This is a genomic window from Salinibacterium sp. GXW1014, from assembly GCF_044769865.1.
GTDB lineage: Bacteria > Actinomycetota > Actinomycetes > Actinomycetales > Microbacteriaceae > Homoserinimonas.
Map to the genome: position 1 here is coordinate 142,973 of NZ_JBIZWA010000002.1, position 26,950 is coordinate 169,922.

The window sequence follows — 26,950 nt, forward strand, 5'->3', positions numbered from 1 at the left end:
GATGACGCGACGCCCTGACAAACACGAGCCTTCAACCCTCCGCGACCTCAGCCAGGCGGTGCACGCCGGCAACACGATCGACGCGGGCACGGGAGCCGTCCGAACGCCGATCGTCATGGCGAACTCGTATGCGTTACCAGAGGACCCCAGTTCGATGAGCTGGTCTTCAGCCGAGGCGACCATCTACACCCGCAACGGTGCCGCGAATCAGAAGTTGCTGCAGCAGAAACTCGCCCTTCTTGAGCATGGGGAGGATTCCGTCGTGCTCGCGAGTGGCGTGGCCGCGCTTCACGCGGTGTTCTTCACCTTCTTGCGCACGGGCGACCACGCGATCATCGCCGATCAAACCTATGAGGCGAGCTTCCGGCTCTTCGACGAACTGCTGCCGGAGAAGTACGGCATCGAGGCGAGCTTCGTCGACACCTCCGACCTTGAGGCGGTCCGGGCCGCGCTCCGTCCGACGACCAGGCTGATCCACACGGAGACGATCGCGAACCCCACGACACGGCTGGCGGATGTCGCGGCCCTTGCCGACATCGCACACGACGCCGGTGCCCTCCTCAGCGTCGACTCCACTTTCACGCCGCCGCCCCTCTCGTACCCCTTGGACGACGGTGCGGACCTCGTCGTGCACTCCCTCACGAAGTACATCAACGGGCACGGCGACGCGATGGGCGGTTCCGTCGCGGGCTCGGCCGAACTCATCGGCCGCATCAAGGCGGACGCCATGGTCGACGTCGGGGGAGTCATCAGCCCCTTCAACGCCTGGCTCATCACGCGGGGTTCGGTGACGCTGCCCCTGCGCATCCGGCAGCACGTGGCATCCGCTCTTCGCGTCGCGGAGTTCCTCGAAGCCGACCCCCGCGTGGCGTACATGTACTACCCGGGCCTCAGCTCGCATCCGCAGCACGAGCTCGCGCGGCGCGTACTGCCGCACGGGTTCGGCGGTGTTATGGCCTTCGCGGTTGAGGGCGACGCCGACACGCAGAACCGCTTCGTCTCACAGCTCCGCGTGATCACCTCCGCGGTGTCACTCGGGCACGATGAATCGCTCATCGTGCACGTCGGAACCTCGGGCCCGCGTGTCGCCCACTATCCGGAGGAGTTCCGCCGCTACGGGCACCTCAGGCTTTCGATCGGACTGGAGGACGCCGATGACCTCATCGACGACCTGCGTTCCGCCCTCGACGCGACATTCTGACGCGCGATCTGCCGACAGCGAACGCGGCCCGGGAGGCGGCGTGCCTAACGGTAGATTCGACATACGCGATAACTGGAATGGAGCGTAGCCAATGGCCCAACCGGCACTGGTCAGCAGTGTTTTCGACCAACTCCTCAAGGACCGCATCGTCTGGCTCGGGTCAGAGGTGCGCGACGACAACGCGAATGAGATCTGCGCAAAGATCCTCCTCCTCGCGGCCGAGGACCCGAAGCGCGACATCTACCTCTACATCAACTCGCCCGGCGGCTCGATCACGGCCGGCATGGCGATCTACGACACCATGAAGTTCGTGCCGAACGACATCGTGACGGTGGGCATCGGCCTTGCCGCCTCGATGGGGCAGTTCCTGCTCTCCTCCGGCACGAAGGGCAAGCGGTACATCACGCCCAACGCCCGCGTGCTGCTGCACCAGCCCTCGGGCGGTTTCGGCGGCACGGCGGCCGACATCCAGACGCAGGCCAAGGTCATCCTCGACATGAAGAAGCGCATGGCAGAGCTGACGGCCGAGCAGACCGGCAAGTCGATCGAGCAGATCCTCAAGGACGGCGACCGCGACAACTGGTTCACCGCCCAGGAGGCCCTCGAGTACGGCTTCGTCGACCACCTGCGCGAGTTCGCCTCGGATGTCGCGGGCGGCGGCGGCACGGATGTCGAGGCGTCCATCGCCGAGTCGAAGGAATAGGGGGCACACCATGGAGTTCACGACACCGACAGGACACGCATCAATGCTCAATGCACCCGGCGGCATGGCTCGCCCGGCTGAGTCGCGCTACATCCTCCCCACCTTCGAGGAGCGCACCGCCTACGGCTACAAGCGTCAGGACCCCTACGCCAAGCTCTTCGAGGACCGCATCATCTTCCTCGGGGTGCAGATCGACGACGCCTCGGCCGATGACATCATGGCCCAGCTCCTCGTGCTCGAGAGCCAGGACCCCGACCGCGACATTGTCATGTACATCAACTCGCCCGGTGGCTCCTTCACGGCCATGACGGCGATCTACGACACCATGCAGTACGTGCGCCCGCAGATCCAGACGGTCGTGCTGGGGCAGGCGGCATCCGCTGCGGCCGTCATCCTTGCGGCAGGCACGCCCGGCAAGCGTCTCGCGCTGCCGAACGCTCGTGTGCTCATCCACCAGCCCTCGGCAGGAGACTCGGGTCGCGGGCAGGCCTCCGACATCGAGATCCAGGCTCGGGAGATCCTCCGCATGCGCGAGTGGCTCGAGGAGACGATCGCGAGTCACTCCAACCGCACCAAGGAGCAGGTCAACCAGGACATCGAGCGCGACAAGATCCTCAGCGGACACGAGGCGCTCGAGTACGGCCTCGTCGACCAGGTGCTCACGTCGCGCAAGAACATGCCGGCGATCACCAAGTAGGTATCACTGTGAGGGGCCCCGTCGCAATCGCGGCGGGGCCCTTCGCATCCCGCGGCGTCGCAGGGCGCGCGGATGACGACGGTTGCAACCGGATGTCACTGGATCGGGTTAGGCTCGTATCCACTATCCCGATCGATGGAGGAGGGGGCGCATGGCGCGAATTGGCGAGAGTGCCGACCTGCTCAAGTGTTCTTTCTGCGGAAAGAGCCAGAAGCAGGTCCAGCAGCTCATTGCGGGCCCCGGCGTATACATCTGCGACGAATGTGTCGAACTGTGCAACGAGATCATTGAGGAGCGCCTTGCCGAAGCGGGCGAGGTGGCCACGAGTGAGTTCGACCTGCCCAAGCCGCGCGAGATCTTCGGCTTCCTCGAGGAGTATGTGATCGGCCAGGAGAAGGCCAAGAAGGCACTCTCCGTTGCCGTCTACAACCACTACAAGCGTGTGCGGGCACGCAACACGATCGCGCCCGCCGACGCCGCCGTCGACGACGTCGAGATCGCGAAGTCAAACATCCTGCTGATCGGTCCCACGGGCTGTGGCAAGACCTACCTCGCGCAGACGCTCGCCAAGCGCCTGAACGTGCCGTTCGCGGTCGCGGATGCCACCGCACTGACCGAGGCGGGCTACGTCGGCGAAGACGTCGAGAACATCCTGCTGAAGCTCATCCAGGCCGCCGACTACGACGTCAAGCGCGCCGAGACGGGCATCATCTACATCGACGAGATCGACAAGATCGCGCGCAAGGCTGAGAACCCCTCGATCACACGAGACGTCTCTGGTGAGGGCGTGCAGCAGGCGCTGCTCAAGATCATCGAGGGCACCGTCGCATCGGTTCCCCCGCAGGGCGGGCGCAAGCATCCGCATCAGGAGTTCATCCAGGTCGACACGACCAACGTGCTCTTCATCGTGGCAGGGGCGTTCGCTGGCCTCGAGGAGATCATCTCCCAGCGCGCGGGCAAGAAGGGCATCGGCTTTGGTGCCCCCCTGCACAGCAAGGGCGACGAGGTCAACCTCTTCAGCGAGGTACTGCCGGAAGACCTGCACAAGTTCGGGCTCATCCCCGAGTTCATCGGGCGCCTGCCAGTCGTGACGACGGTCACGCCTCTCGACCAAGCCGCGCTCATGGACATCCTCACGCAGCCGAAGAATGCGCTCGTCAAGCAGTACCAGCGCATGTTCGAGCTCGATGGTGTCGAACTCGAGTTCGAGCCCGACGCGCTCGAATCGATCGCCGACCTCGCGGTCCTGCGCCAGACAGGTGCCCGCGGGTTGCGCTCGATCATGGAGGAGGTGCTCGGCTCGATCATGTTCGACGTGCCTTCCGATGACGACATCGCCCGCGTCGTCGTCACGCGCGATGCGGTGTTGAGCGGTGCCGCTCCGACGATCGTGCCGCGCACGCAGAGGCGTCAGGAGAAGTCTGCCTAGTAGTCGGCGGGAGGGCTTCCTCGCGCTTCAGCCGGTATTGACCGGAATCGTCGCTTCGCTGAGCGGCTTTGCAAGCTCGTTTCCGCTCGTCATCGCCGGCTTGCTCGCGGTCGGCGCGAGCGATTCGCAAGCGGCATCTGGACTGCTCGCGCTGTGCGTGACATCCGGCATCTTCACCGTGCTGCTCTCGTGGCGATACCGGCAACCGATCTCGATCGTCTGGTCGACGCCCGGGGCAGCCGTGCTAATCGCGGCGGGTGGGGGCGGTGTCAGTATCGAGACCGCCGTCGGCGCGTTCATCGTGTGCGGGGTCCTCATCTTCCTGTGCGGCCTGTGGCCTGCTCTCGGCCGCGCCGTTACGCGCATCCCGACACCGCTTGCAAGCGCGATGCTCGCGGGGATCCTGCTTCCCATCTGCCTGGCTCCCGTTACCGCCGTCATCGAGCACCCGCTGCTCGCGCTGCCCATCGTGCTGACATGGCTCGTGCTCCTGCGCTGGGCACCGCGCTGGGCGGTGCCGGCGGCGATGGTGGTTGCCGTCACCGTGATCCTTGTCCAGGCGGGGACGCAGTGGCTCTCGGCCACGACGCTCGCGCCGGTGCTGGTTCCAGTGCTTCCGCAGTTCGACCCGCTTGTGATTGTCAGCCTCGGACTCCCGCTCTTCATTGTGACGATGGCCGGTCAGAATGTGCCGGGGTTCGTCGTCATGAAGAGCTTCGGTTACGCGCCGCCGCCCCGCTCCGTGTTTGCGCTCACCGGCCTGGGCACCGCGGCGGGAGCCTTCTTCAGTGGCCACGCAATCAACCTCGCCGCAATCACGGCCGCCATCTCCGCGAGCCCGGAGGCGCATCCAGATACCCACAAGCGTTGGATCGCCGCCGCGAGCAGCGGCGCCTTCTTCATCCTTCTTGGGTTGGGCGCAGGCGCCGCGACGGCCGTGGTGGCTGTGGCGCCCTCCATCCTGATCATCGCGGTGGCGGGTCTCGCGGTGCTCGGCGCCCTCGTGAGTTCGGTCGGCACGGCGCTCGAAGATCCGAAGCACCGCATCTCGGCCATCGCCACATTCCTCGTGACAGCTTCCGGGGTCACGTTCCTTGGGATCGGTGCCGCATTCTGGGGTCTGCTCGTGGGCGCGGTCATCATGGGGTGGCTCGGTTGGCGACGTTCGTAGCTAAACTATTCTCATGAATGAGCGAAAGCCTGAGCGGTACACCCACGGCCACCATGAGAGCGTGCTGAGGTCGCACACCTGGCGAACCGTCGAGAACTCCGCTGCCTACCTTGAGTCCCACCTGCGGCCCGGCGTGAGCGTGCTCGACATCGGGTGCGGCCCGGGAACCATCACGGTCGACATCGCTCGTCGGGTGGCACCCGGACGGGTCGTCGGGCTTGACGCGGCTCCCGAGGTAATCGAGAAGGCGCGCGCGCTCGCGCTCGAGGAAGGCCTCGACAATGTCGAGTTCGTCGTGGGTGATGCCTACGACACACGCTACGACGAGGCATCCTTCGACGTCGTCCATGCGCACCAGACGCTCCAGCACCTGGCTGATCCTGTTGCGGCACTGCGGGAGATGCGACGTGTCGTCGGCGACGACGGTGTCGTCGCCGCGCGCGACGTCGACTACGCGGGCACCATGGTCCACCCATCCTCGGCCGGCCTGGAGGCGTGGGCGGTGCTGTACCAGCGTGTGCACAGGAGCAACGGCGGCGAGCCGAATGCGGGGCGCCAGCTCAAGGAATGGGCGCTGGCTGCCGGGTTCACCCAGGTCGCCAGCACGGCGTCGATCTGGTGCTTCGCATCCGCTGAGGAGCGCGAATGGTGGGGCGGCATGTGGCGCGATCGTGCCCTCGAATCCGCCTTCGCGAGCGACGCGATGTCAAAGGGATTGGCGACCCGCTCCGAGCTGGAGGACGTGTCGCGCGCCTGGCAGTCTTGGGCGGCCGAGCCCGCTGGGTGGATGGGCATGCCGCACGGCGAGGTGCTCTGCCGCGGCTGAGCTCCCGCGCCGCTAGGGGAGCACGTACGTGAGTAGATCCTGCGCCAGTGACACGGGGAGGATTGCCAGCAGCGCGACATTGGCCGCCACGGTCACCCAGAAACCGGTCTGGAAGCTCGCCTTGACGGTCTTGTGGCGCAGGGCGACCTGGGCGAGGAATGCCCCCGGCCATCCGCCCAGCAGCGCGACGATGTGCAAGCTCGACTCCGAGACGCGCCACGCGCCGCGGTTCGCCGCCGCCTTGTCGCTTCGGTAGGCGGCGTATGCGATCACGCTCGCGATGGCATACAGGCCGAGCACGAGCAGCCACGGCAGGCCGTCGCGGATGCGCAGGGCTGAGACGAGCAGGAGGGCTCCGAGAGCGATGGTCCCGGCCGCCCAGCGGACAGCCTCGCCGCGGCGCTTGCCGCGTCGGCGGGAAGTCCTTGGCGCGCGGAGAGCGCGAGACCCACGCCCAGTGCGCACGGAGTTATCCGGCCGGCGTGATGAGGACCTCGCCCGCAGTGTCGAGCGTCACGACCGTGCCGTCGTCGAGCTCGGCGATGGGGCGGCCCTCGAGCCAGGTGAGGGTCCAACGCCACGTCGTGGGGTCGAAGGTCTCGGAGGCAAGGGCAAGGAGCTCCTCGTCCACGCCACGGATGGCGTCGCGCACGGCGGCAGGCAGCCGGTCGGGGCTTTCCGCCCCGACCGACCAGCGTGTGCCGAGCTGCATCAGGACACCTGCTCCTCGAGCACGATGTCGGTGACGGCGAGCTCCTCGCCGGCCACGAAGCTCAGCTCGGCGATGCGTCCGACGGCCTTGAGGTCGTCCGCGGCGAGCCGCAGGAGCGAGAGCTGCCCCTCGGGAGCGACGATCGTCGCGGAGGTGACGGGGGTCTTCTGCGATGCCTTGGCATCCGTCTTGGCGCGCCGGATGCCGATCAGGGCTGCGCTCACAGTGGGCAGGATGCCGGTGGGAGCCTCACTGCTGCGCGGCGCGGGCCACGCGGCGGCGTGGATCGAGGACTCGTGCGTCCACGACCACACCTCTTCCGTCGCGAAGGGGAGGAAGGGTGCGAGGAGGCGCAGCATCGTGTCGACGGCCGCACGGAGGGTCAGCACCGCGCTGGCTTGCCCCTCGGGTGTCGATGCACCGTAGGCGCGTTCCTTGACCAGCTCGAGGTAGTCGTCGCAGAAGGTCCAGAAGAACTGCTCGGTCGTCTCGAGGGCACGCGCGTGGTCGAACTCGTCGAACGCAGTCGTCGCCGTCGCGATCACGCGGTCGAGTTCCGCCAGCACGTCCCGGTCGAGCGGATTCGTGATGTCGTGCTCCCCGCCCGGCAGTTCGTAGGAGTAGGCGAACTTGGACGCGTTGAGCACCTTGATGGCGAGGCGGCGGCCGATCTTGATCTGCTTGGGGTTCTGCGGGTCGAACGCGGCATCCGTGCCGAGCCGGCTCGAGGCAGCCCAGTACCGCACCGCGTCGGAACCGTGGTCGTCGAGCATGCCCGCCGGCGTGACGACGTTGCCCTTCGACTTCGACATCTTCTTGCGGTCGGGGTCGACGATGAAGCCGGAGATCGCGGCGTGCTTCCAGGGCGCGACGCCGTCGTGCTCGAGGTGCGAGCGCAGCGCGGTCGAGAACAGCCAGGTGCGAATGATGTCCTGACCCTGGGGGCGCAGGTCGTAGGGGAACACGAGGTTGAAGAGCTCGGGGTCGGTCTCCCAACCCCCCGCGAGCTGCGGGGTCAGCGAGGAGGTAGCCCAGGTGTCCATGACATCGATCTCGCCGATGAAGCCGCCGGGCACGCCACGCTGTGACTCCTCGAAGCCGGGGGCGGCATCCGATGAGGGGTCGACGGGGAGCTGCGCCTCGCTCGGCACGATGGGGGAGTCAAAGACGGGGTTGCCGTCGCCGTCGAGCGGATACCAGACAGGGATCGGCACACCGAAGAAGCGCTGGCGGCTGATGAGCCAGTCCCCGTTGAGGCCGTTGACCCAGTTCTCGTAGCGCACGCGCATGAAGTCGGGATGCCAGTCGATGTCCTTGCCGAGGGCGACGAGGGCGTCGCGAAGTGCCTCGTCGCGCCCGCCGTTCGTGATGTACCACTGTCGCGTCGACACGATCTCGAGGGGCTTGTCGCCCTTCTCAAAGAACTTGACGGGGTGCGTGATGGCCTTGGCCTCGCCGATCATCTCGCCGGATGCCTGCAGCAGCTCCACGATGGTCTTCTTGGCGCTGAAGACCGTCTTACCGGCAAGCTGGGCATAGGCTTCACGTCCAGCCTCGCTCGTGATCGCGTCGGGTGCCTCGCTCACGACGCGGCCATCGAATCCGATGATGGCGCGGTTCGGCAGGTCGAGTTCGCGCCACCAGATGACGTCGGTCAGGTCGCCGAAGGTGCAGATCATGGCGATGCCAGACCCCTTGTCCTTCTGCGCGAGGTGGTGGGCCACGACGGGAACCTCGACGTCGAAGAGGGGCGTGCGCACGGTCGTGCCGAAGAGCGCCTGGTAGCGCTCGTCATCCGGATGCGCGACGAGGGCGACACAGGCGGGCAGCAGTTCCGGCCGGGTCGTCTCGATGTGGATGTCGCCCTCGGGGCCGTGGAACGCGAGCCGGTGATACGCGCCGGGCTGCTCCTTGTCCTCGAGCTCAGCCTGGGCGACCGCGGTGCGGAAGGTCACGTCCCAGAGGGTCGGCGCATCCGCCTGGTAGGCCTCGCCGCGCTCAAGGTTGCGCAGGAACGCGCGCTGTGCCGTGGCCTGCGCCTCGGGGGAGATCGTGCGGTAGGTCTGGCTCCAGTCGACGCTGAGGCCCAGCTTGCGCCACAGGTCTTCGAACTGCTTCTCGTCTTCGACCGTCAGGCGCTCACACAGCTCCACGAAGTTGCGGCGGCTGATCGGCAGCTGATCGGCCGCCTTGGAGCTCTTGTTGTCCCCGCCCTCGAAGGGCGGCGTGAAGTCTGGGTCGTAGGGGAGCGTGGGGTCGCAGCGCACGCCGTAGTAGTTCTGCACGCGGCGCTCGGTCGGCAGGCCGTTGTCGTCCCAGCCCATGGGGTAGAAGACGGTGCGGCCGCGCATCCGCTGGTAGCGCGCGACGACGTCGGTGTGCGTGTAGCTGAAGACGTGCCCGATGTGGAGTGAACCGGATGCCGTGGGCGGGGGAGTGTCGATCGAGAAGATGTTCTCGCGCGTCGCCGAGTCACGATCGAAACGGTAGGTGCCCTTCTCCTCCCAGCGCGGGCCCCACTTCTGCTCGAGGCCTTCGAGGACGGGCTTGTCGGGGATGGCGTCGGCCATGGGATGCTCCGGTTCGATGTGTGCGGCACCGTGTCTGTGCTGAGGTGCCTGAGTGTCAGGTCATCCCATGCTATCGGAGGCCCTCTCTCGATGAGGGCGGCACCCTCCTCAGCGACCGGCCTGGTACCCCGCGAGAATCGGTGTGACCGTGGCGTCGAGGTAGGCGGCCAGCGTGCCGCGTGTTGGTCCCGCGGCGGCCCACGACTGGGTCGCGGCGACGCAGGCGGCCATGACGGCGTATGCGACAGCCTGGGCCATGTCGGTCGGGATCCCGCGCTCGACGAGGAAGGTGCGGATGCTGCGGGCGGCAGCCACGAAGCGGGTGACGGCAGAGGCCTGAAGCTCGTGCACGCCGCCGATCAGTTCCCGTTGCGTCAGCGCGAAGGGCACGGCGTCTGCGCCGTAGTCCCCGCCCAGCGCGAGCAGCACGTCACGCAGCGCGGGCAGCGGTTCGCTGCTCGCGTCATTCGCCGAGAGTTCCTGCGCAAGGCGAGCGAGTGCATCGTCGAGCTCGACCCAGAACACGTCGCCCTTCGCGTCGAAGTAGTTGAAGAAGGTGTTGCGGCTGACGCCGGCCCTTCGTGTGATGTGCTCGACGGTGGTGCCGGCGTAGCCCTGCTCGAGGAAGAGCTCGAATGCGGCATCCTGCAGCATCTCCCGCGAGGCTGCGGGCGGGCGCCCCTTGCCTGTTCCGCGCGGGTTCGTCATGATCGCTGGTTCCTCTCGAGACGGGGTGTGGATGCCACGAGCTGCCGCGTGTATTCGTGCTGCGGCGAGGCGAACACCGTTGTCGCGTCACCCTCCTCCACGATGGTGCCCGCACGCATGACGGCGATGCGGTCGCTCATGTGCTGTACCACGCCGAGGTCGTGCGAGATGAACAGGTAGGCGAGACCGTGCTCGCGCTGGAGCTCATCGAGCAGGTCGAGCACCTGCGCCTGCACCGAGACGTCGAGCGCCGAGACGGGTTCGTCACAGACGATCACCTCCGGCCGGGGAGCGAGGGCGCGGGCGATCGCGACCCGCTGGCGCTGCCCGCCCGAGAGATGCAGTGGTCGGCGCGTCAGCACGGAGCTCGGGAGGCCGACCGAGTCGAGCAGTTCCGTGACCCGCCGGGGCGCGGTGACATCACTCGGATCGAGCGCGTCGCGAAGGATGCGCTGCACCGTGTGACGCGGGTCGAAGGAGCTGAGCGGGTCTTGATAGATGGCCCCGAGCATCCGTCGTCGTGGCCGTCGCTGGCGCTCCGGGATGCCGCTGAACCGCGCGCCCTCGAGGTCGACGGTGCCGTCATCGGGCGTCGCAAGGCCGAGGAGCATTCGCGCGACGGTCGTCTTGCCAGAGCCGGACTCGCCGACGAGGCCGAGGGTGCTGCCGCGCCGAAGGGAGATCGAGACATCGTCCACCGCGAGGAGCGGTGCCTGATGACGACGGGGGAACGACTTGCTGAGCCCCCGCGCCTCCAGCACGATCGGCCCGGTCGAGGGTGCCTGCGCGGCGGTATCCCTTGTGCTGCCAGCATCCGCCGGTGCCGTGAGCGGTACGCCGCGCGGCACGCCCGACGGCACCGAACGGATGAGTGCGCGCGTGTAGTCGTGGCGTGGGGCGTCCAGCACCTCGTCCACGCTGCCGGCCTCGACGATCTCACCATCGCGCATGACGACGATCCGGTCGGCCACCTCCCGAACGACGGCGAGGTCGTGGCTGATGAGCAGGAGCGCGGTGCCGTCGGCCCGGAGTTGCGCGAGCAGGCGCAGCACCTGGGCCTGCACGGTCGCGTCGAGCGCGGTTGTCGGCTCGTCGGCGATGATGAGGCGTGGTGCTGCCGCGATCGCACTCGCGATGAGTGCCCGTTGGCGGAGGCCGCCGGAGAGTTCGCCCGCGCGCTGCAACGCCCGGGACGCGGCATCCGGCATGCCCACGGACTCGAGCACCTCGATGACCCTGTCGCGACGTTCGGCGGGGGAGAGCGAGGTGTGCAGGCGCAGCGTGTCGTCGATCTCCCGGCCCACCGGCCTCAGCGGATCGAGCGAGACGAGCGCATCCTGCAGCACGAGGCCAACCTCGCCGCCGCGGATGGAACGCCACTGCTTTGGCCCGGCAGCCATCAGGTCGTGCTCGCCCAAGCGCAGGCGCCCGGCCGAGACGTGGCCGCCCGTGAGGCCCAGGAGTGATCGCGCCGTCACGCTCTTGCCAGACCCGGATTCGCCGACGATCGCGAGGCATTCGCCGGGGCTGACCTCGAACGACACCTCGCGGACGACCGTGACACCCGAGAAGGCGACCGAGAGCCGGTCGACCGTGAGCAGCGGCGCCGTCATGACTGCTCCTGTCTCGTGCGCGACTGGAGGCTGCGGCCGAGCGCGGTCGCGGATGCTGCGGTCGCCACGATCGCGAGCCCCGGGAACACCGTGAGCCACCACGCGACGGAGATGTAGGGGCGGCCCGCTGAGAGCATCGCACCCCACTCCGCTGCAGGCGGTACGACGCCGAGGCCGAGGTAGCTGAGGGACGAGGCCCACACGATCGCCTGGCCGACCCCCAGCGTCGCGAGCACGAAGACCGGTGCCACCGCGTTGGGCAGGATGTGCCGCCCCAGGATCGTCAGCGGGCCGTGCCCGAGAACGACCGCGGCTTCGACATAGTCGGAGCGCCGCACGGCGAGGATGCGACTCCGGATGATGCGCGCGTAGCCGGGCGCGGTCGAGAGACCGACGGCGATCGTCGTCGTCGTGACCCCCGGGCCGACGATCGCGATGAACACGAGCGCGAGCAGCAGGCCGGGGAGTGCGAACAGCACCTCATTGATGCGGGTCGTGGCGAAGTCGAGGGCGCGTCCGCCGACGGCGCCGAGCGTGCCAAGCACCAGCGCGAGGCCGATCCCAATCGCGGTCGCCGCAAGCCCGATGAGGAGGGACTGGCCCGCGCCGTGGACGACCCGGGTGTAGACATCCCGGCCCGATTCGTCGGTGCCGAAGGGATGTTGCCACGACGGTGCCTGGAACGCCTCCGTCGGTGAGATCGCAAGGGGGTCGCCGGGCGCGAGCAGCTGGGGCAGGAGTGCGGCGGCGGCCAAGAGCAGGATGACCGCGAGGCTGATGGCCTCCCCAACTGTCAGCTTTGCACCGGGCTGGGCGGCGACGTGCGCCGTTCCGTAGCCCGTGCCCGCAGTCTCGGGGGCGGTCATGCGCGCCTCAGTCTCGGGTCGGCGACGCGGTCGATCGCATCGGTCGCGATCGTCACGAGCACGAACGCGAGGGCAGAGACGAGCGCGATGCCCGTGACCATGGGGATGTCGCGCGCCGTGACGGCGTTGAGCAGGCTCCGGCCCAGGCCGGGTCGCGCGAACACCGTCTCGACGACGACCGCGCCGCTGATGAGCGAGCCGAAGGCCCAGCCCGAGAGCGAGATGGCCGGCAGTGAGGCGTGCCGGATGGCGTGTCTCCACCGGACGCCAGTCTCGCTCTCACCGCGGGCGCGCGCCGAGAGCACGAAGGGCGATTCGAGTGCGTCGGCGAGCGATTCGCGCATGACCTGCGCGAGGAACCCCGCGAGGGGAAGCGCAAGCGTGAGCACTGGCAGCACGAGACCGCTCGGCCCTTCCACGCTCACGGGCGGTAACAGCCCGAGGAGGGAGCTGAAGAGCAGGATGAGCATCGACGCGAGCCAGAAGTGCGGCACGGCGGAGGCAACGACCTCGAGTCCGGATGCCACGGCACGCCCCGCCCGGCTGCCTCGCGTCGCCCACGTCGCCAGGAGCAGGGCGATTGCCCATGCCGTCGCGAGCGAGAGCACGGTGAGCAGCAGGGTGCTCCAGAACTGTTCACCGATCAGCGTGAGCACGTCCTGGCGGAGCGAATAGGACGTGCCGAGGTCGCCCGTCGCAAGTCGCCCCATCGCAAGGAGGTACTGGTCCGCCAGAGGCAGGTCCAGACCGTGCTCGCGACGGACGAGGGCGAGGGCCTCCTCGGAGGCCTGCGACCCGGGCCCGCCGAGGAGTGCCTGGGCCGGGTCGCCTGGGATCAGTCGCAGGCCGAAGAAGATGAGCGTCGCGATGGCCCACAGCACGAAGGCGCCACCGGCAACCTTCGCGGCGACCCACCGCAACACCCTCGCTCCCATCGCGGCGTCAGCGCGCGAGCCAGGCGTCGAAGAACGTCGGGGTCGACACCGTCGGGAGGGCGCGCATGCCCTCCACATCCTCGCCATGCAGGTAGTGGTTCTGCTGGTCGTAGAGCGGGAGCACGTGGTAGCCGGAGAGCACGATGTCCTGCGCCTCCTCGTAGAGCTGGGCGCGAAGCGTGGCATCCGTCGTCTCGCTGGCCTGCGTCAGGAGCGCGTCGAGCTTGGGGTCCTTCAGCTGGGCGAGGTTGGCGAAGTAGCCGCTCGGCGCCGGCACGGTCGAGTCGCTGTGGTACAGGATGCGCAGCACGTCGGGCCCGACCTTGGTGTACGGCGCGCTGACGAGGTTGTACTCGTGCGCGGCGAGGGCGCCGTACCAGCTCGACAGGTCGAGCGGTTCGAGGATCACCTGGAACCCCGCCTGCTTCGTCGTCGCCTGGATCTGCTCAAAGAGCGACTGCTCGGCCGGCACCGACTGGTTCGTGCTCACGGGGAACTCCAGCACGAGGCGCTGGCCATCCTTCACCCGATAGCCATCGGTGTCGCGCTGCGTCCACCCTGCGGCATCGAGGAGCGCGTTGGCAGCGTCGAGATCGACGTCGAAGTACTCGGGCGTGGAGAGAGACTCGGCCTCGACACTTGAGAGCACGGAGTACGACCGGCCGACGGTGCCGAAAAAGAGGCTCTCGATGCCGTCGTTGACCTCTGCGGCGCGGATGAAGGCCTCGCGAACGCGCTCGTCGTCGAAGGGCGCCTTGCCCGCGTTCAGTTCGATGCGGTTGGAGGCCCCCGGCCGCGGCGCGGCGATTGCGAAGATCGGCCCGTCTTCGGAGGCCGCCGCGAGGGAGTTGGGCTGGGGGTTGTCGATCACGTCGACCTCACCCGACTGGAGAGCGGCATAGCGCGTCGCGGCATCCGGGATGAAACGCCAGTCGATCGCCTCGAGCCAGGCGGTACCTTCGTGCGCCGCGTCACCCGGCCATGAGGTGTAGTCCTCGTTGCGAACCAGGCGCACACCCTGCTGCCTGGTCCACTCCTCGACGATGAAGGGCCCCGTGCCCACGGGGGACTCGCAGTTCACATCCTTGCCGCGTTCGAGGGCAGTGGGGGACTGGATGCCGACCCACGGCATGCTGAAGGAATCGAGCAGCGCGCTGTCGGGAGCCGAGAGGTCGATGCGGAGCGTGTGCTCATCGATGGATGTCATCGACTCGATCTTGCCGACCGCGAGGTAGCCGGTCGACGAAGCGGTCTCAGGATCCTTGAGGTGTGCGATGTTTGCGGCGACGGCGTCGGCAGTGAGCGGCGTGCCGTCAGTGAAGCTCACGTCGTCGCGGAGCGTGAACTCCCAGCTGAGGCCGTCGTCGCTCTCCTTCCATGACTCCGCGAGCCAAGGCAGGATGTCGCCTTCCGTGTTCTTGGAGACGAGGGACTCGATGTACTGCGTGGCGAGTAGCGCCTGCGGGTAGTTGCCGCCGACGTGCGGGTCGAGGCAGCTGGGCTCGGCGTCACCCGTCGCGTAGATGAGCGTGCCGCCAGCGACAGGTTCCTCAGAGGTGGGAGCGGCGGCGGCACAGCCCGCAAGCAGGCTGAGGGTGAGAGCGGATCCGCCAACGACGGTCAGGGTTCTTGGGGCGCGACGCATGGAGTCCTTCGAGGTGGGTGCGGTCGGGATCGGGATTGTTGGTCTGAGTGCAACAAATCCCACCGACAAGCATAGCCCCGCAGACGACGACGGCCCGACCGCACTGCGGTCGGGCCGTCGCTGACGGTGGGGCGCTGTTAGTCGCGCGCTTTCGCAATGCGGTCGGCGAGCTTCCACGTCGCAGGGACAGCAGCCGCGGCGATGCCGGCCTTAATGATGCCGCCGATGATGAAGGGGTAGAGGCCCCACGCGAGCGTCTGCTCGAGCGTGCCGCCCAGGGTGATCGCGAGGCCGAGGAGACCGAAGGCGAAGATCACGACCGTGCCGGCGCTGAAGGAGAGGGCGGCGCCCAGGAACTTCTTGTCCCACTCGCGCTGGGCGAGCCAGCCGGTGAGCGCGGCCGCGAAGGCGAAGCCGATGATGTACCCGCCGGTCGCGCCGAACAGCACCGCCGCCCCCGACGCACCCTCGCTGAAGACAGGAAGGCCCACGAGGCCCAGCGCCATGTAGAGCACCATTGCGAGCGTGCCGCGAAGCGCTCCGAGCGTGCTGCCGACGAGCAGCACCGCGAGCGTCTGCATCGTGATCGGCACGGGCTGGATCGGAATGTAGAGCTGCGATGCAACCGCAACCACGGCGGCGCCCGCCGTGATGAGCACGACGTCCATCGCGAGGCTTCGCGAGACGAGACGGTCGGCGAGGGTCGGGCGACCGGGGCTGAGAGTGAGAGTCGACACGCGACATCCTTTCGACGAGTGGTGCCATCCTATGGGGGCCAGACCAGCATCCTCCACGTTCCCCGAGCATCCATGCACGACCCGCACAAGCGATGCACAGTGGGTCTGTAGACACCGGCGGTTCGACGTGAGGAGTGGAACATGGCATCCGACAACCAGGCGACATCGACGGCGCGGGGCACACTGACCAACAGGCAGGGGCATCCGGTTGTCGACAACCAGAACACGCGCTCGGTGGGCGCGCGAGGGCCGGCGACGCTCGAGAACTACCAGTTCCTCGAGAAGATCAGCCCACTTCGACCGTGAGCGCATCCCGGAGCGCGTCGTGCACGCCCGCGGCTTCGTCGCCTACGGCTACTTCGAGGCGACCGGCAAGGTCGGCGACGAGCCCATTGAGAAGTACACGCGGGCGAAACTCTTTAACGCGCCGGGCAAACGCACCGACGTCGCAATCCGCTTCTCGAGCGTCATCGGCGGTCGCGACTCATCGGAGGCAGCCCGCGACCCGCGCGGCTTCGCGATCAAGTTTTACACGGAGGACGGCAACTGGGACCTCGTGGGCAACAACCTCGCGGTCTTCTTCATTCGCGACGCCATCAAGTTTCCTGACGTCATCCACTCGCTCAAACCCGACCCCGTGACCTTTCGCCAGGAGCCCGCGCGCATCTTCGACTTCATGTCGCAGACCCCAGAGTCGATGCACATGCTCGTGAACCTCTTCAGCCCACGTGGCATCCCGGCGAACTACCGCACGATGCAGGGCTTCGGTGTCAACACATACCGCTGGGTGAACGCAGAGGGCGTCAGCCACCTCGTCAAGTATCATTGGATCCCGAAGGCGGGCGTCAAGAGCTTCACAGAGGCGGATGCCGCGGCTGTGCAGGCGGGCGACCTCGGGCACGCTTCGCACGACATGTTCGAGGCGATCGAGTCGGGTGATTACCCCGAGTGGGAGCTCTACGTGCAGCTCATGAGCGATGACGAGCACCCCGAACTGGACTTCGACCCGCTTGACGACACCAAGGTGTGGCCAGAGAACGAGTTTCCCACGCGCCACGTCGGCACCATGGTGCTCAACCGCAATGTCGAGAACTTCTTCGCCGAGAACGAGCAGATCGCCTTCGGCACCGGCGTGCTGGTCGACGGGCTCGAGTTCTCCGACGACAAGATGCTCGTCGGGCGCACCTTCTCCTACAGCGACACGCAGCGGTACCGCGTCGGCCCGAACTATCTGCAACTGCCCGTGAACCAGGCGAAGAACGCGAGGGTCGCCACGAACCAGCGTGACGGCCAGATGACCTACTTCGTGGACGGCGGCGGAGAGAACCCGCACGTCAACTACGAGCCGTCGATCACGGGCGGCCTCGCTGAAGCGCCGCGGGAGTACCAGTCCGAGATCGGCCCCGAGATCAATGCGCGACTCGTGCGCGCCCGCATCCCGCGCACGAACGACTACATGCAGGCCGGCCAGCGCTACCAGCTTTTAGAGGACTGGGAGAAGGACGACCTCGTTCTTAACTTCGTCACCCTTATCGGGCAGGCCGCGCGGCCCGTGCAGGAACGGATGCTGTGGCACTTCTACATGTGCGATGACGAGCTCGGCGCGCGGGTCGGTGAGGGCCTGGGCATCGCGCTCAATGAGGTGGCCGACCTCGGTCCGCTCGCGACCCAGACACTGAACGCGGAGGAGATCCAGCGCATGCAGAACCTCGGCAAGAACGGTCCGCGTAATGTCGACGGGCTCACGATGACCCACTGCGTGCCCAACGAGCGGGTCAACATGGTCGACGTCCCCGCCATGTCCTGACGGGAGATCGACGTGCCGCTTCGAGGAGCTAGCGCTTCCGCGGAGCGGTGAAGGCGGCGATGAGGCGCTGCGCATCCGGGGTGCTGAACGCCCGCGCAATCGTGCGCGCCTCATCGTCGAGGGACTCCTGCACCGGGCGGAGGGGTGCGGCGCGGAGAAGGCGTCGCGCTTCTCCGTAAGCACCGGCGGCCCCCGCCAGCCAGTGTGCCGCGATCTCCTCGGCGCGAGTCGCGATCTGCTCTGCCGGCACGACCTCGGTGACGAGCCCCCAGTCCTTTGCCTCGTCCGCCGTGAGGCGCACGTCGCTGAGGGTCAGCTGGAGTGCCCGGCGCATGCCGACCGACTCCGTGAGAAGCGTGCTCACACCGCAGTCCGGCGTGAGGCCGATTGCAGCGTAACGCGACGCGTAGAACGAGGTATCCGCGGCAACGATGTAGTCGGCGCAGAGCATGAAACCGAGACCGCCGCCCGCCACCGCACCCTGGACGGCAGCGACGATCGGCTTGGTGCCCGCGCGCAGGATGGCGTGGCCCTCGTGAATCACGTCCGCGTGATCGGCGATGGATGCGGCGTCGTAGTCGGCGGTCGCCATGGCCTGCACGTCGCCACCCGCGCAGAATGCCGGCCCCGCGGCATCCAGCAGCACGGCCTGCACATCGTCGCGCTCCGTGACCTCGCGGGCGACGTCGCGCCAGCGGTCCGCCGCGTCGGCGTCGATCGCGTTCAGGCGGGCGGGGCGGTTGAGGGTGACCCGGGCGAGGCCGTCGGTCACACTGAGCAGTACGGTCGAGTTCTTGGCGTCGTCATTGGCGGTCATGGGAGCCGATGGTAGCGGCGGCGATGCGTTCGATCGCCTCCGTTAGCACTTCCGGCGAACATCCGAAGTTCAGGCGAGCGAAACCTGTGCCCTGCCCACCAAAGTCCGGGCCGGGACTGAGCGCGACGCGGGCATCCGAGAGCAGGCGCTCGGCGGGGTTGTCGCCGAGCCCGAGCGCCCTGAAGTCGAGCCACGCGAGGTAGCTCGCAGCGGGCTCGCGGTAGACGACGCCGGGGAGCTTCTCAGCGAGAAGGCGCGTGAGCAGCGATCGGTTGCCCTCGAGCGTGGCGATGGCGTCGTCGAGCCACGCACTGCCGTGGCGGAACGCCGCGACGCTCGCGATGGCGCCGAGGTGCGAGGTGCGCCAGAAGACCTCCTGGTACATGCCGGACATGACGGACCGCATGCGCGCGCTTGCCGTCGCCATGACGGCGCACTTCAGTCCGGCCAGGTTGAAGGCCTTGCTCGCGGAGGTGATCGCGATGCCATGGTCGCGGGCCTCCTCGCTGACCGTGAGGTAGGGCACGTACTGGCCATCGCTGTGCGTGAGGGGAGCGTGGATCTCGTCGCTCACGATCGTGACGCCGTAGCGGTCGGCGATGCGTGCCAGTTCCTCGAGCTCGCTCCGAAGGTGCGGATGCCCGAGCGGGTTGTGCGGGTTGCACAGCACCATCGCCTTCGCGCCGTCTTGGAACGCCGCCTCGATCGCATCGAGATCGAGACTCCAGGCGGAGTGGTCCGAGGCATCCGATGCTCGGAGTGGCACCTCAACGACGGATGCGCCCGATTCGCGCACGAGCTCGAAGAAGGGCGGATAGACGGGCGGCGTGATGACGACCCCGTCACCCGCTTCGGTCACGCGACGCAGGCACTCGACGATCCCCATGCTGACGTCCGCCGTCGAGCGCACGTGCTCCACATCGACGCTCCAGCCCCAGCGCTCGGCGGCGAAGCGGCTGAACGCCTCGGGCAGTTCGGCGTCGCCCGAGGCGTAGCCCGTGTCGCTGCGACGGATGCTGTCATGCAGCGCCTCCGCGATGGGCTCGGCGAGAGTGAAGTCGAGCTCGGCGACGAAAAGGGGGAGTACGTCGTCGGGGTGCGTGCGCCACTTGACGCTCGTGCGGCTGCGGAGCTCCGTCAGCGAGGGGATCAATTCCGTCATGCGTCCAGCTTCCTGCATGCACCGCATTGGCAGGAAGCACCGCGCGATGGTGTGAGAACGTGGAGACACACCTACGGCGGTGGATCGCAAGGAGGCACGGCGTGGAGAGGCGGAGGCGAAACCTGGTCGCAATCTCGGCTGCGGTGACCGCGGCGGGAGTGCTGAGCGCCGTGCTTCTGTGGCCACGCCCTGAGACGCCGCCGCTGGAGACAGCGCCGACGATCTCGCCGAGTCCCACAGCGCCAAGTCCGCCTCCCAGCCCGGCGGAGCGCTACCCCGCAGACTCCGCCGCCTACGATGTCGCCGCGCTCCCTGCGGCCCAGGTGTACTCCGTGATACCCGGGCTCCCGCTGGACCCCGACCCCGGCGGTCCGGTTTTTCCGTTGACCGCCTCCGCAGCCGCACCCTCCGTGCCCGTGTTCCCGGAACCGGGGTCGCCACCGGTCGCCCAGCTTCCGCAGGCGCAGGCACACGATGGCACCACGGTGCCCGTGATCGAGCAGCACACGCACTGGGTGAAGGTCTTGCTCCCCGCCCGCGCAGGCCTCCCGTCGGGCGGGGTCGTGGGACAGACGACGGGATGGCTCCGTGCCTCCGATGTCACACTCTCGGACAACCCCTACGTTGTGACGGTGAGCATCTCCTCAGGCACGATCGCCGTCGCAGAGTCTGGCCAGACCGTGTATGAGAGTTCCGGATTCGCATACGGCACCCCCGCGACGCCCACCCCGCTCGGCCGCACCTTCGTCATGACGGTGTTCACCGACCCGGCAGCCACCTACACACGGGGCAACCCGACGACGGCCCTGGCGGTGCAGTCGCCCACGCTCGATGGCTTCGGGGGAGCATCCGTCGCCGTCACGGCGTTCCACTATCACGACGCCCGCTCCGGCCCGATCTCCAACGGATGCATTCGCGTCGACCCGGCGACGGCCCAGTACTTGGCTGGGCTGCCGCTCGGCACGCCCGTTGTGGTCACGGGGTAGCCAGAACCGTCGCGCGCGGGCTCAGCACCCTACGCCGCTGGGGTCCTCCTGGCAGGTACGGCTGACGAGGACGGTGTCGATCGTGTAGGCCCTCGCCGTGGTGGTGGCGTCGACAGAAAGTGTGCCGGGAATGTCGAACCAATCACCCGTCGAGTCGTACGCGAAGCGGGCGCGGTAGAGCACCGACGCTGAGATCGTGAAGGTGCCCCGTTCAGCGTAGGTATGGCTGGTGGGCGTGCGCTCGAACTCGTCCACCCCCAATGCTCCCCATGTGTCCCCGCCGGTCGAGGACGACACCGTCGTACCGTCGCCGAAATCGAAGCGATAGCCGACGGGGATGAACTGCACGGATGCCGGTGCGCCCAGCAGGAGCCCGTGTCGTTCGTGGGCCGCGGCGCTTGCGATGAAGTTGGTGGGGAGGCCGACCGCGGCCCATCCGTCTGGTTCCATCGTCAGCATGGGCGCGGCCGCGCCAAACGAGACGAGATCGGACACACGCGGCGCGCGCCGCACGGTCGTGCACAACTCGGACACGAAGTCGGCGCAGTTGAAGGTGATGCCGTCGCTTGAGCCGGTGAGGATCTCAGGGTTGATTCGCGCGGAAGAGGGTCCCCCGTCCCCACCCTCGGACTCCGAGGCTGAACTGTCGCCAGAAGCTGTGCCATCCAATTCGACGGTGTCGACATCATCATCGACGGTCGCGGTGACGCAAAGCTGATTGAGGACGTCCTCTGTCGTGCAGACGGTTTCGGTCTCCGCGGCGCGTGCCGCCGCTGCGAACGCGGTGAGAAACGCCGCTATGCAGATAACAGTCAGCACTCGAGTGACGGCCACGGTTCCATCCTGTCCAGCCGAAGACCGGCCTCCCCGTCTGACGTCAACTTAGCTTCAAAGGCCTGACGAGCCGGAACGTGCGTAAGGTCGAGTAGGTCGCCGTTCTCATAGACCTGTCGCTGAGAGTTGTCCACACACAAGGTGACCATCACTGTCGCCGCCGTTGCGGAGCCGTACCACTGCTGCAGAGCAACTCGATCAAAGTCAATGGACCCCTCTTGTTTTCGGGCGCTTGCCGCGAACCGTGACAGCGAGTCCGTGTGCCCTGAAATGGCATCCGCAGTCACCACCGCTGCAATCCGTTCCGGCTCGGCTCCGCCCTCTTGAAGTATCCGGTTGTTCATTTCCCAGAACTCCGCGAGCGCCGCCTCGGCTGCAGCGAGCGCCGCCTCGTCGGATTCGAAGGCGGGCGCCGGGCTGTCGGTGCCCGGCTGCGGCTGTGCTGTGTCCGCGGAGCAGCCCGCCGCGAGCAGGGCACACAGCATCACGGTGATGACGGACGCGAGAGTGTTGCGGGCGGCACGCATGCGCCGACAGTAACGAGGGTCGCTCCTGCGTGGCGCTCGTTGTCCACAGTCCGCGTTCCCACGGTATCCTTGAGTCACAGGCACTGATCCGGCCATCACCGGGGAGTCTTCGGCAGAACAGCGGATGCCCCGGCACCCGCCCAGTAGAACCGAACGGGTCTGGCCCGTCACAGCCAAGGAACAAGCGGTCGCATCGCGGGTTGAGCTCGACGAAACCGGATGCGACAAGCGAGGTGGTACCGCGGAGGGTGAGCAGATCATCCGTCGTCCTCGTGCAGATTCGTCACTGCCAGGAGAAGACTTGACCTACCCGCGCCCCTCCCACGACGGCACGCCCGCAGCACCCGTGACGCCGAGCCCTGACTTCCCGGCGATCGAGAGGGGCATCCTCGCCTTCTGGAAGGGCGACGACACCTTCCAGGCGTCGATCGACAACCGCGAGGGATGCGACGAGTGGGTCTTCTACGACGGCCCGCCCTTCGCGAACGGTCTGCCGCACTATGGCCACCTCCTGACTGGCTACGCGAAGGACCTGTTCCCGCGCTACCAGACCATGCGCGGCAAGCAGGTGCACCGCCGCTTCGGCTGGGACACCCACGGGCTACCCGCCGAGCTGGAGGCGATGCGCCAGCTGGGCATCACGCGCAAGGACGAGATCGAGTCGATGGGCGTCGAGGCCTTCAACGCGACGGCGCGCGAGTCGGTGCTGCGATACACGAACGAGTGGCAGGACTACGTCACCCGGCAAGCCCGCTGGGTCGACTTCGAGAACGACTACAAGACCCTCGACATCTCCTTCATGGAGTCGGTCATCTGGGCCTTCAAGCGCCTCTACGACAAGGGCCTCGCCTATGAGGGCTTCCGCGTGCTGCCGTACTGCTGGAACGACGAGACCCCGCTCTCCAACCATGAGCTGCGCATGGATGACGACGTCTACAAAATGCGCCAGGACCAGACCGTCACGGTCACCTTCCCGCTCGTGGGCGAGAAGGCCGAGGCGCTCGGGCTGACGGGCGTGCGCGCCCTCGCATGGACGACGACCCCCTGGACGCTCCCCACCAACGCCGCCCTCGCGGTCGGCCCCGAGATCGAGTACGCCGTGATCCCGAGCGGTCCGCTGGGCGCGGGCGACGGCTCGGCCGAGGCGGTCTCCCAGTACCTCCTGGCCGCCGACACCGTCGCGGCCTACGCGAAGGACCTGGGCTACGAGAGCGCAGCGGATGCCGCGGCATCCGTCACCCGCACCCTCAAGGGTGCCGATCTGGGCGGTGTGAAGTACGACCGGCTCTGGGACTTCTACGCCCACGCGGAGGGCTACGAGAACGCGTGGCAGATCCTCGTCGCCGAGTACGTCGCGACGGGTGAGGGCACGGGCATCGTGCACCAGGCGCCCGCCTACGGTGAAGACGACCAGGTGACGTGCGCCAAGGCGGGCATCCCCGTCGTGATCTCGGTCGATGACGGTGGCCGCTTCCTGCCCGCCGTCGAGCCGGTCGCGGGCCTGCAGGTCTTCGACGCCAACAAGCCGCTCACCCAGCTGCTGAGGGCTGACGGTCGCCTCCTGCAGCAGAAGAGCTACGAGCACAGCTACCCGCACTGCTGGCGCTGCCGCCAGCCGCTCATCTACAAGGCGGTCTCGAGCTGGTTCATCCGCGTGCCGGAGTTCCGCGACCGCGCCGTCGAGATCAACGAGCAGATCAACTGGGTGCCGGAGAACGTCAAGCACGGCCAGTTCGGCAAGTGGATGGGGAACGCCCGCGACTGGTCGATCTCGCGCAACCGCTACTGGGGTTCGCCGATCCCGGTGTGGAAGAGCGACAACCCCGAGTACCCCCGCGTCGACGTCTACGGCTCGCTCGAGGAGCTCGAGCGTGACTTCGGCACGCTGCCACGCAACGCAGAGGGCGAACCCGACCTGCACCGCCCCTTCATCGACGACCTGACCCGCCCGAACCCGGATGACCCGACGGGCCAGTCGACCATGCGCCGCATCGAGGACGTGCTCGACGTCTGGTTCGACTCCGGCTCGATGCCCTACGCCCAGGTGCACTACCCCTTCGAGAACAAGGACTGGTTCGACACCCACAACCCGGCCGACTTCATCGTCGAGTACATCGGGCAGACGCGCGGCTGGTTCTACACGATGCACGTGCTGTCGACGGCACTCTTCGATCGCCCGGCGTTCAAGAACGTCATCAGCCACGGCATCGTGCTCGGCAATGACGGGCAGAAGATGTCGAAGTCGCTGCGCAACTACCCGGATGTCAACGAGGTCTTCGAGCGCGACGGCGCGGATGCCATGCGTTGGTTCCTCATGTCGTCGTCGGTCATCCGCGGTGGCAACCTCATCGTGACGGAGGAGGGCATCCGTGAGGGAGTGCGGCAGTTCCTCCTTCCGCTCTGGAGCACCTACTACTTCTTCACCCTCTACGCGAACGCGGCGCAGGAGGGCGGCTACGAGGCGAGCCGGCGCACCGACTCGGGCCACGTGCTCGATCGCTACCTGCTCGCGAAGACCCGGCAGCTGGTGACGGATGTCACAGCGCATCTTGACGCCCTCGACTCCCCGCTCGCGGCCAATGCGCTCCGCGACTTCGCCGACGTGCTCACGAACTGGTACGTGCGCAGGAGCCGCGACCGCTTCTGGGCGGGCACCGACAAGGACGCCTTCGACACGCTCTACACCGTGCTTGAGACCCTGACCCGGCTCGCCGCCCCGCTCGCACCGCTCGTGAGCGAGAAGGTGTGGCAGGGCCTCACCGGCGGGCGCAGCGTGCACCTCACCGACTGGCCTGACGCGGAGGAGTTCCCGGCTGACCCGACTCTCGCGGCGACGATGGACCGTGTGCGTGAGATCGCCTCCGCCGGGCTCGCCCTGCGCAAGGCGACGGGTCGCCGCGTTCGGTTGCCGCTCGCGAGCCTCACGGTCGTGAGCGACGACGGCGCCCGTCTCGAGGAGTTCAGCTCGATCGTGCGCGACGAGCTCAACGTCAAGGCGGTCGACCTCGTTCCGCTCGCGGAGGACAGCCTCAGTGCCTTCGGCATCGAGCGCAAGCTCACGGTCAACGCCCGCGCGGCAGGTCCCCGCATCGGCAAGGCCGTGCAGCAGGTCATCGCGGCGGCGAAGTCCGGCGACTGGGCCCCCGCTGGCGACAATGTGATCGCGGGCGGCGTCGAACTGCTGCCGGGCGAGTTCGAGCTCCAGCTCACGGCCGGGTCCTCCGAGCAGGCCATCAGCTTCCTGCCGGGCGGCGGCTTCGTGCTGCTCGACACCGCGACGACGCCCGAGCTTGAGGCGGAGGGACTCGCACGTGACCTCGTGAGGGCCGTGCAGGATGCTCGCCGTGGCGCCGGGTTCGACGTGAGCGACCGCATCCGTCTCGACGTCTTCGCCGAGGCGGACGCGGATGCCGACGCGCTCGAGTCGTTCACGGAACTCGTGTCGGGAGAGACACTGTCGCGCCAGATGAGGGTGCATCGCGGCGCAGGGGCGGAACTGCGGGGCGAAGCAGGCGCGCACCGTGCCGAGGTCCGCGCGGGGCAGTACTCGAATGCGGGCCGCATCGTGCTCGATGTGGCGCGCTGGGGAGAAGGAATCGATGTCTGAACTCACGAATGATCCCGAGCTGTCGGACGACGCCCTGTTGCAGGGCGACGCCGATGCCGTCTACGCGGAACTGCTCGCGCGCGTGGGTGAGGCGACACCGCGGGTGCGACTCGAGCCGACGCGTCGGGCGGCGGCCCTCCTGGGCGACCCGCAGGCGGCCGCGCCCGTCATCCACGTCGCGGGCACCAACGGCAAGACGAGCACGGCCCGCATGATCGACAGCCTCCTCAGGGCGCACGGGCTGCGCACGGGGCTCCTCACGAGCCCGCACCTCAGCCGCGTCAACGAGCGCATCCTCGTCGATGGCGAACCCATCAGCAACGAGGCGTTCATTGCCAACTGGCGCGACATCCAGCCCTACCTCGAGATGACGGATGCCCAGCTCGAGGGGGAGGGTGAAGCGCCGCTGACCTTCTTCGAAGCCTTCACCCTGCTCGCCTTTGCGAGCTTCGCGGATGCGCCCGTCGACGTCGTCCTGTTGGAGACCGGCATGGGCGGAGAGTGGGATTCGACCAACATCGCCGACGGTGCGGTCGCCGTGATCACGCCCATCGCACTCGACCACATGCACCGGCTCGGTTCGACCGTGCAGGAGATCGCCCGCACGAAGGCCGGCATCATCAAGCCCGGCGCGATCGTCGTCTCGGCCGAGCAGGATGCGACGGCCCTCGCGGAGCTGCAGGCGAAGTCCCGCGAGGTGGGTGCCGAGCTCGTGCTCCAGGGCGAGGCCTTCGATGTGGCTTCCTCGACCGTCGCGGTGGGGGGACAGCTTGTCTCCGTGCGGGGGCGCGCGGCGAGCTACTCCGAGGTCTTCCTGCCGCTGTACGGAACGCACCAGGCGCAGAACGCGGCACTGGCGGTGGCTGCCGTCGAGTCGTTCCTCGGCGGCGGCGCCCAGGCGATCGTCAGCGACGTCATCGAGCAGGGCCTCGCCGAGTCGACCTCGCCAGGGCGTCTCGAACTCATCGGCGTCGACCCCACCGTCATCGTCGACGCCGCCCACAACCCCCAGGGCGCCGAATCTCTCGTCGCTGCCATGCGGGACTACTTCGACTTCGATGAGATCGCCGTCGTGTTGGGCGTGCTCGAGGACAAGGACCTGGACGGCATCGTGGCGCGGCTCGCCCCGATGGCGACCCGCTTCTACGTGACGCAGTCGGAATCTGAGCGCGCCGTGGCATCCGACGACCTCGCCTATGTCGTGCGCAACCTCGTCGGAGCCGACGCCACCTGGGAGTACGACGTGCTCGCCGAGGCGACGGATGCCGCGCGCCGCTGGGCCGCGGAAGCACCCAAGCGCGCTGTCATCGTCACGGGGTCCATCACGCTCGTGGGCGAAGCGATGGACCTGGCCAAGAGTGAGGGGTGGAAGGCATGATGGCTCGCGCGCCCCGGCA

At 67.7% G+C, this 26,950-nt stretch carries 23 protein-coding genes; 10 read left to right on the forward strand and 13 right to left on the reverse strand.

Features of this window, described 5'->3' with window-relative positions:
- The first annotated feature begins 1 nt into the window (after position 1).
- The 6 genes from ACIQK7_RS10480 (at position 2) to ACIQK7_RS10505 (ending at position 6,027) form a co-directional block, all read left to right on the forward strand.
- Positions 2 to 1,201, forward strand: coding sequence for a trans-sulfuration enzyme family protein (locus ACIQK7_RS10480; RefSeq protein ID WP_403024422.1), 1,200 nt, complete (start codon positions 2 to 4; stop codon positions 1,199 to 1,201).
- 91 nt (positions 1,202 to 1,292) lie between these two features.
- Complete coding sequence (locus ACIQK7_RS10485; protein ID WP_325210396.1) at positions 1,293 to 1,904, forward strand: ATP-dependent Clp protease proteolytic subunit; 612 nt, start codon at positions 1,293 to 1,295, stop codon at positions 1,902 to 1,904.
- A 43-nt stretch (positions 1,905 to 1,947) separates the two neighbouring features.
- Positions 1,948 to 2,601: an ATP-dependent Clp protease proteolytic subunit gene (locus ACIQK7_RS10490; protein ID WP_403025680.1), complete on the forward strand. Its 654-nt coding sequence runs from the start codon at positions 1,948 to 1,950 to the stop codon at positions 2,599 to 2,601.
- A 151-nt stretch (positions 2,602 to 2,752) separates the two neighbouring features.
- Entirely contained in the window at positions 2,753 to 4,030 is a 1,278-nt protein-coding gene (gene clpX, locus ACIQK7_RS10495) for an ATP-dependent Clp protease ATP-binding subunit ClpX (RefSeq protein ID WP_325210689.1), read from the forward strand.
- Between the two features lie 37 nt (positions 4,031 to 4,067).
- Positions 4,068 to 5,201 carry a benzoate/H(+) symporter BenE family transporter gene (locus tag ACIQK7_RS10500; protein ID WP_403024427.1) on the forward strand — a complete coding sequence of 378 codons (1,134 nt, stop codon included), beginning with the start codon at positions 4,068 to 4,070 and terminating at the stop codon, positions 5,199 to 5,201.
- Between the two features lie 13 nt (positions 5,202 to 5,214).
- Positions 5,215 to 6,027 carry a class I SAM-dependent methyltransferase gene (locus ACIQK7_RS10505; RefSeq protein WP_403024429.1) on the forward strand — a complete coding sequence of 271 codons (813 nt, stop codon included), beginning with the start codon at positions 5,215 to 5,217 and terminating at the stop codon, positions 6,025 to 6,027.
- A gap of 12 nt (positions 6,028 to 6,039) precedes the next feature.
- On the opposite strand, the gene ACIQK7_RS10510 is transcribed toward ACIQK7_RS10505, so the two are convergent.
- The 9 genes from ACIQK7_RS10510 to ACIQK7_RS10550 all read right to left on the reverse strand — a co-directional run bounded on the left by ACIQK7_RS10510 (position 6,040) and on the right by ACIQK7_RS10550 (position 15,813).
- A complete protein-coding gene (locus tag ACIQK7_RS10510; protein ID WP_403024431.1) occupies positions 6,040 to 6,492 on the reverse strand; it encodes a DUF1294 domain-containing protein in 453 nt (150 codons plus the stop codon).
- A gap of 4 nt (positions 6,493 to 6,496) precedes the next feature.
- Positions 6,497 to 6,739, reverse strand: a complete 243-nt coding sequence (locus ACIQK7_RS10515; RefSeq protein WP_403024432.1) for a hypothetical protein — start codon at positions 6,737 to 6,739, stop codon at positions 6,497 to 6,499.
- Positions 6,739 to 9,309 (reverse strand): valine--tRNA ligase, encoded by a 2,571-nt coding sequence (valS, locus tag ACIQK7_RS10520; RefSeq protein WP_403024434.1) that lies wholly within the window; start codon positions 9,307 to 9,309, stop codon positions 6,739 to 6,741. The genes ACIQK7_RS10515 and valS overlap by 1 nt, the downstream gene beginning before the upstream one ends.
- A gap of 108 nt (positions 9,310 to 9,417) precedes the next feature.
- A complete protein-coding gene (locus ACIQK7_RS10525; RefSeq protein WP_403024437.1) occupies positions 9,418 to 10,017 on the reverse strand; it encodes a TetR/AcrR family transcriptional regulator in 600 nt (199 codons plus the stop codon).
- The gene (locus tag ACIQK7_RS10530; RefSeq protein WP_403024440.1) at positions 10,014 to 11,630 is read right to left on the reverse strand and encodes a dipeptide ABC transporter ATP-binding protein; all 1,617 of its coding nucleotides are present in this window, start codon (positions 11,628 to 11,630) and stop codon (positions 10,014 to 10,016) included. The genes ACIQK7_RS10525 and ACIQK7_RS10530 overlap by 4 nt, the downstream gene beginning before the upstream one ends.
- Entirely contained in the window at positions 11,627 to 12,496 is an 870-nt protein-coding gene (locus ACIQK7_RS10535; protein WP_403024442.1) for an ABC transporter permease, read from the reverse strand. Before ACIQK7_RS10535 ends, ACIQK7_RS10530 begins: the two co-directional genes overlap by 4 nt.
- Entirely contained in the window at positions 12,493 to 13,419 is a 927-nt protein-coding gene (locus tag ACIQK7_RS10540; protein WP_403024445.1) for an ABC transporter permease, read from the reverse strand. The genes ACIQK7_RS10535 and ACIQK7_RS10540 overlap by 4 nt, the downstream gene beginning before the upstream one ends.
- A gap of 19 nt (positions 13,420 to 13,438) precedes the next feature.
- A complete protein-coding gene (locus tag ACIQK7_RS10545; RefSeq protein ID WP_403024447.1) occupies positions 13,439 to 15,076 on the reverse strand; it encodes an ABC transporter substrate-binding protein in 1,638 nt (545 codons plus the stop codon).
- A gap of 137 nt (positions 15,077 to 15,213) precedes the next feature.
- A complete protein-coding gene (locus ACIQK7_RS10550) occupies positions 15,214 to 15,813 on the reverse strand; it encodes a biotin transporter BioY (protein WP_403024450.1) in 600 nt (199 codons plus the stop codon).
- Between the two features lie 208 nt (positions 15,814 to 16,021).
- Here ACIQK7_RS10550 and ACIQK7_RS10555 point away from each other — a divergent pair, with 208 nt between their 5' ends.
- On the forward strand, positions 16,022 to 17,620 hold the full coding sequence (locus ACIQK7_RS10555) for a catalase (protein WP_403024453.1): 1,599 nt from the start codon (positions 16,022 to 16,024) through the stop codon (positions 17,618 to 17,620).
- A gap of 28 nt (positions 17,621 to 17,648) precedes the next feature.
- On the opposite strand, the gene ACIQK7_RS10560 is transcribed toward ACIQK7_RS10555, so the two are convergent.
- The gene (locus tag ACIQK7_RS10560) at positions 17,649 to 18,437 is read right to left on the reverse strand and encodes an enoyl-CoA hydratase/isomerase family protein (RefSeq protein ID WP_403024456.1); all 789 of its coding nucleotides are present in this window, start codon (positions 18,435 to 18,437) and stop codon (positions 17,649 to 17,651) included.
- The gene (locus ACIQK7_RS10565; RefSeq protein WP_403024459.1) at positions 18,424 to 19,599 is read right to left on the reverse strand and encodes a MalY/PatB family protein; all 1,176 of its coding nucleotides are present in this window, start codon (positions 19,597 to 19,599) and stop codon (positions 18,424 to 18,426) included. Before ACIQK7_RS10565 ends, ACIQK7_RS10560 begins: the two co-directional genes overlap by 14 nt.
- Positions 19,600 to 19,982: 383 nt before the next feature.
- On the opposite strand from ACIQK7_RS10565, the gene ACIQK7_RS10570 reads away from it, so the two are divergent.
- Positions 19,983 to 20,585 (forward strand): L,D-transpeptidase, encoded by a 603-nt coding sequence (locus ACIQK7_RS10570; RefSeq protein ID WP_403024462.1) that lies wholly within the window; start codon positions 19,983 to 19,985, stop codon positions 20,583 to 20,585.
- 21 nt (positions 20,586 to 20,606) lie between these two features.
- Here ACIQK7_RS10570 and ACIQK7_RS10575 read toward each other — a convergent pair whose 3' ends face one another.
- Positions 20,607 to 21,419 carry a PKD domain-containing protein gene (locus ACIQK7_RS10575; RefSeq protein ID WP_403024465.1) on the reverse strand — a complete coding sequence of 271 codons (813 nt, stop codon included), beginning with the start codon at positions 21,417 to 21,419 and terminating at the stop codon, positions 20,607 to 20,609.
- The gene (locus ACIQK7_RS10580; RefSeq protein ID WP_403024468.1) at positions 21,398 to 21,946 is read right to left on the reverse strand and encodes a hypothetical protein; all 549 of its coding nucleotides are present in this window, start codon (positions 21,944 to 21,946) and stop codon (positions 21,398 to 21,400) included. The genes ACIQK7_RS10575 and ACIQK7_RS10580 overlap by 22 nt, the downstream gene beginning before the upstream one ends.
- A 301-nt stretch (positions 21,947 to 22,247) precedes the next feature.
- On the opposite strand from ACIQK7_RS10580, the gene ileS reads away from it, so the two are divergent.
- Together ileS and ACIQK7_RS10590 are read left to right on the forward strand one after the other, a co-directional pair.
- A complete protein-coding gene (gene ileS, locus ACIQK7_RS10585; RefSeq protein WP_403024471.1) occupies positions 22,248 to 25,553 on the forward strand; it encodes an isoleucine--tRNA ligase in 3,306 nt (1,101 codons plus the stop codon).
- The gene (locus ACIQK7_RS10590; protein WP_403024474.1) at positions 25,546 to 26,931 is read left to right on the forward strand and encodes a bifunctional folylpolyglutamate synthase/dihydrofolate synthase; all 1,386 of its coding nucleotides are present in this window, start codon (positions 25,546 to 25,548) and stop codon (positions 26,929 to 26,931) included. The genes ileS and ACIQK7_RS10590 overlap by 8 nt, the downstream gene beginning before the upstream one ends.
- Positions 26,932 to 26,950: the final 19 nt, after the last annotated feature.

Excerpts from the sequence above, each read along its gene's own strand:
- ACIQK7_RS10485 (WP_325210396.1), top strand. The coding sequence starts at position 1,293 with ATGGCCCAACCGGCACTGGTCAGCAGTGTTTTCGACCAACTCCTCAAG.
- valS (WP_403024434.1), bottom strand. The coding sequence starts at position 9,309 with ATGGCCGACGCCATCCCCGACAAGCCCGTCCTCGAAGGCCTCGAGCAG.
- ACIQK7_RS10505 (WP_403024429.1), top strand. The coding sequence starts at position 5,215 with ATGAATGAGCGAAAGCCTGAGCGGTACACCCACGGCCACCATGAGAGC.
- ACIQK7_RS10590 (WP_403024474.1), top strand. The coding sequence starts at position 25,546 with ATGTCTGAACTCACGAATGATCCCGAGCTGTCGGACGACGCCCTGTTG.
- ACIQK7_RS10480 (WP_403024422.1), top strand. The coding sequence starts at position 2 with ATGACGCGACGCCCTGACAAACACGAGCCTTCAACCCTCCGCGACCTC.
- ACIQK7_RS10525 (WP_403024437.1), bottom strand. The coding sequence starts at position 10,017 with ATGACGAACCCGCGCGGAACAGGCAAGGGGCGCCCGCCCGCAGCCTCG.
- ACIQK7_RS10530 (WP_403024440.1), bottom strand. The coding sequence starts at position 11,630 with ATGACGGCGCCGCTGCTCACGGTCGACCGGCTCTCGGTCGCCTTCTCG.
- ACIQK7_RS10515 (WP_403024432.1), bottom strand. The coding sequence starts at position 6,739 with ATGCAGCTCGGCACACGCTGGTCGGTCGGGGCGGAAAGCCCCGACCGG.
- ACIQK7_RS10490 (WP_403025680.1), top strand. The coding sequence starts at position 1,948 with ATGCTCAATGCACCCGGCGGCATGGCTCGCCCGGCTGAGTCGCGCTAC.
- ACIQK7_RS10580 (WP_403024468.1), bottom strand. The coding sequence starts at position 21,946 with ATGCGTGCCGCCCGCAACACTCTCGCGTCCGTCATCACCGTGATGCTG.
- ACIQK7_RS10545 (WP_403024447.1), bottom strand. The coding sequence starts at position 15,076 with ATGCGTCGCGCCCCAAGAACCCTGACCGTCGTTGGCGGATCCGCTCTC.
- ACIQK7_RS10535 (WP_403024442.1), bottom strand. The coding sequence starts at position 12,496 with ATGACCGCCCCCGAGACTGCGGGCACGGGCTACGGAACGGCGCACGTC.
- clpX (WP_325210689.1), top strand. The coding sequence starts at position 2,753 with ATGGCGCGAATTGGCGAGAGTGCCGACCTGCTCAAGTGTTCTTTCTGC.
- ACIQK7_RS10565 (WP_403024459.1), bottom strand. The coding sequence starts at position 19,599 with ATGACGGAATTGATCCCCTCGCTGACGGAGCTCCGCAGCCGCACGAGC.
- ACIQK7_RS10560 (WP_403024456.1), bottom strand. The coding sequence starts at position 18,437 with ATGACCGCCAATGACGACGCCAAGAACTCGACCGTACTGCTCAGTGTG.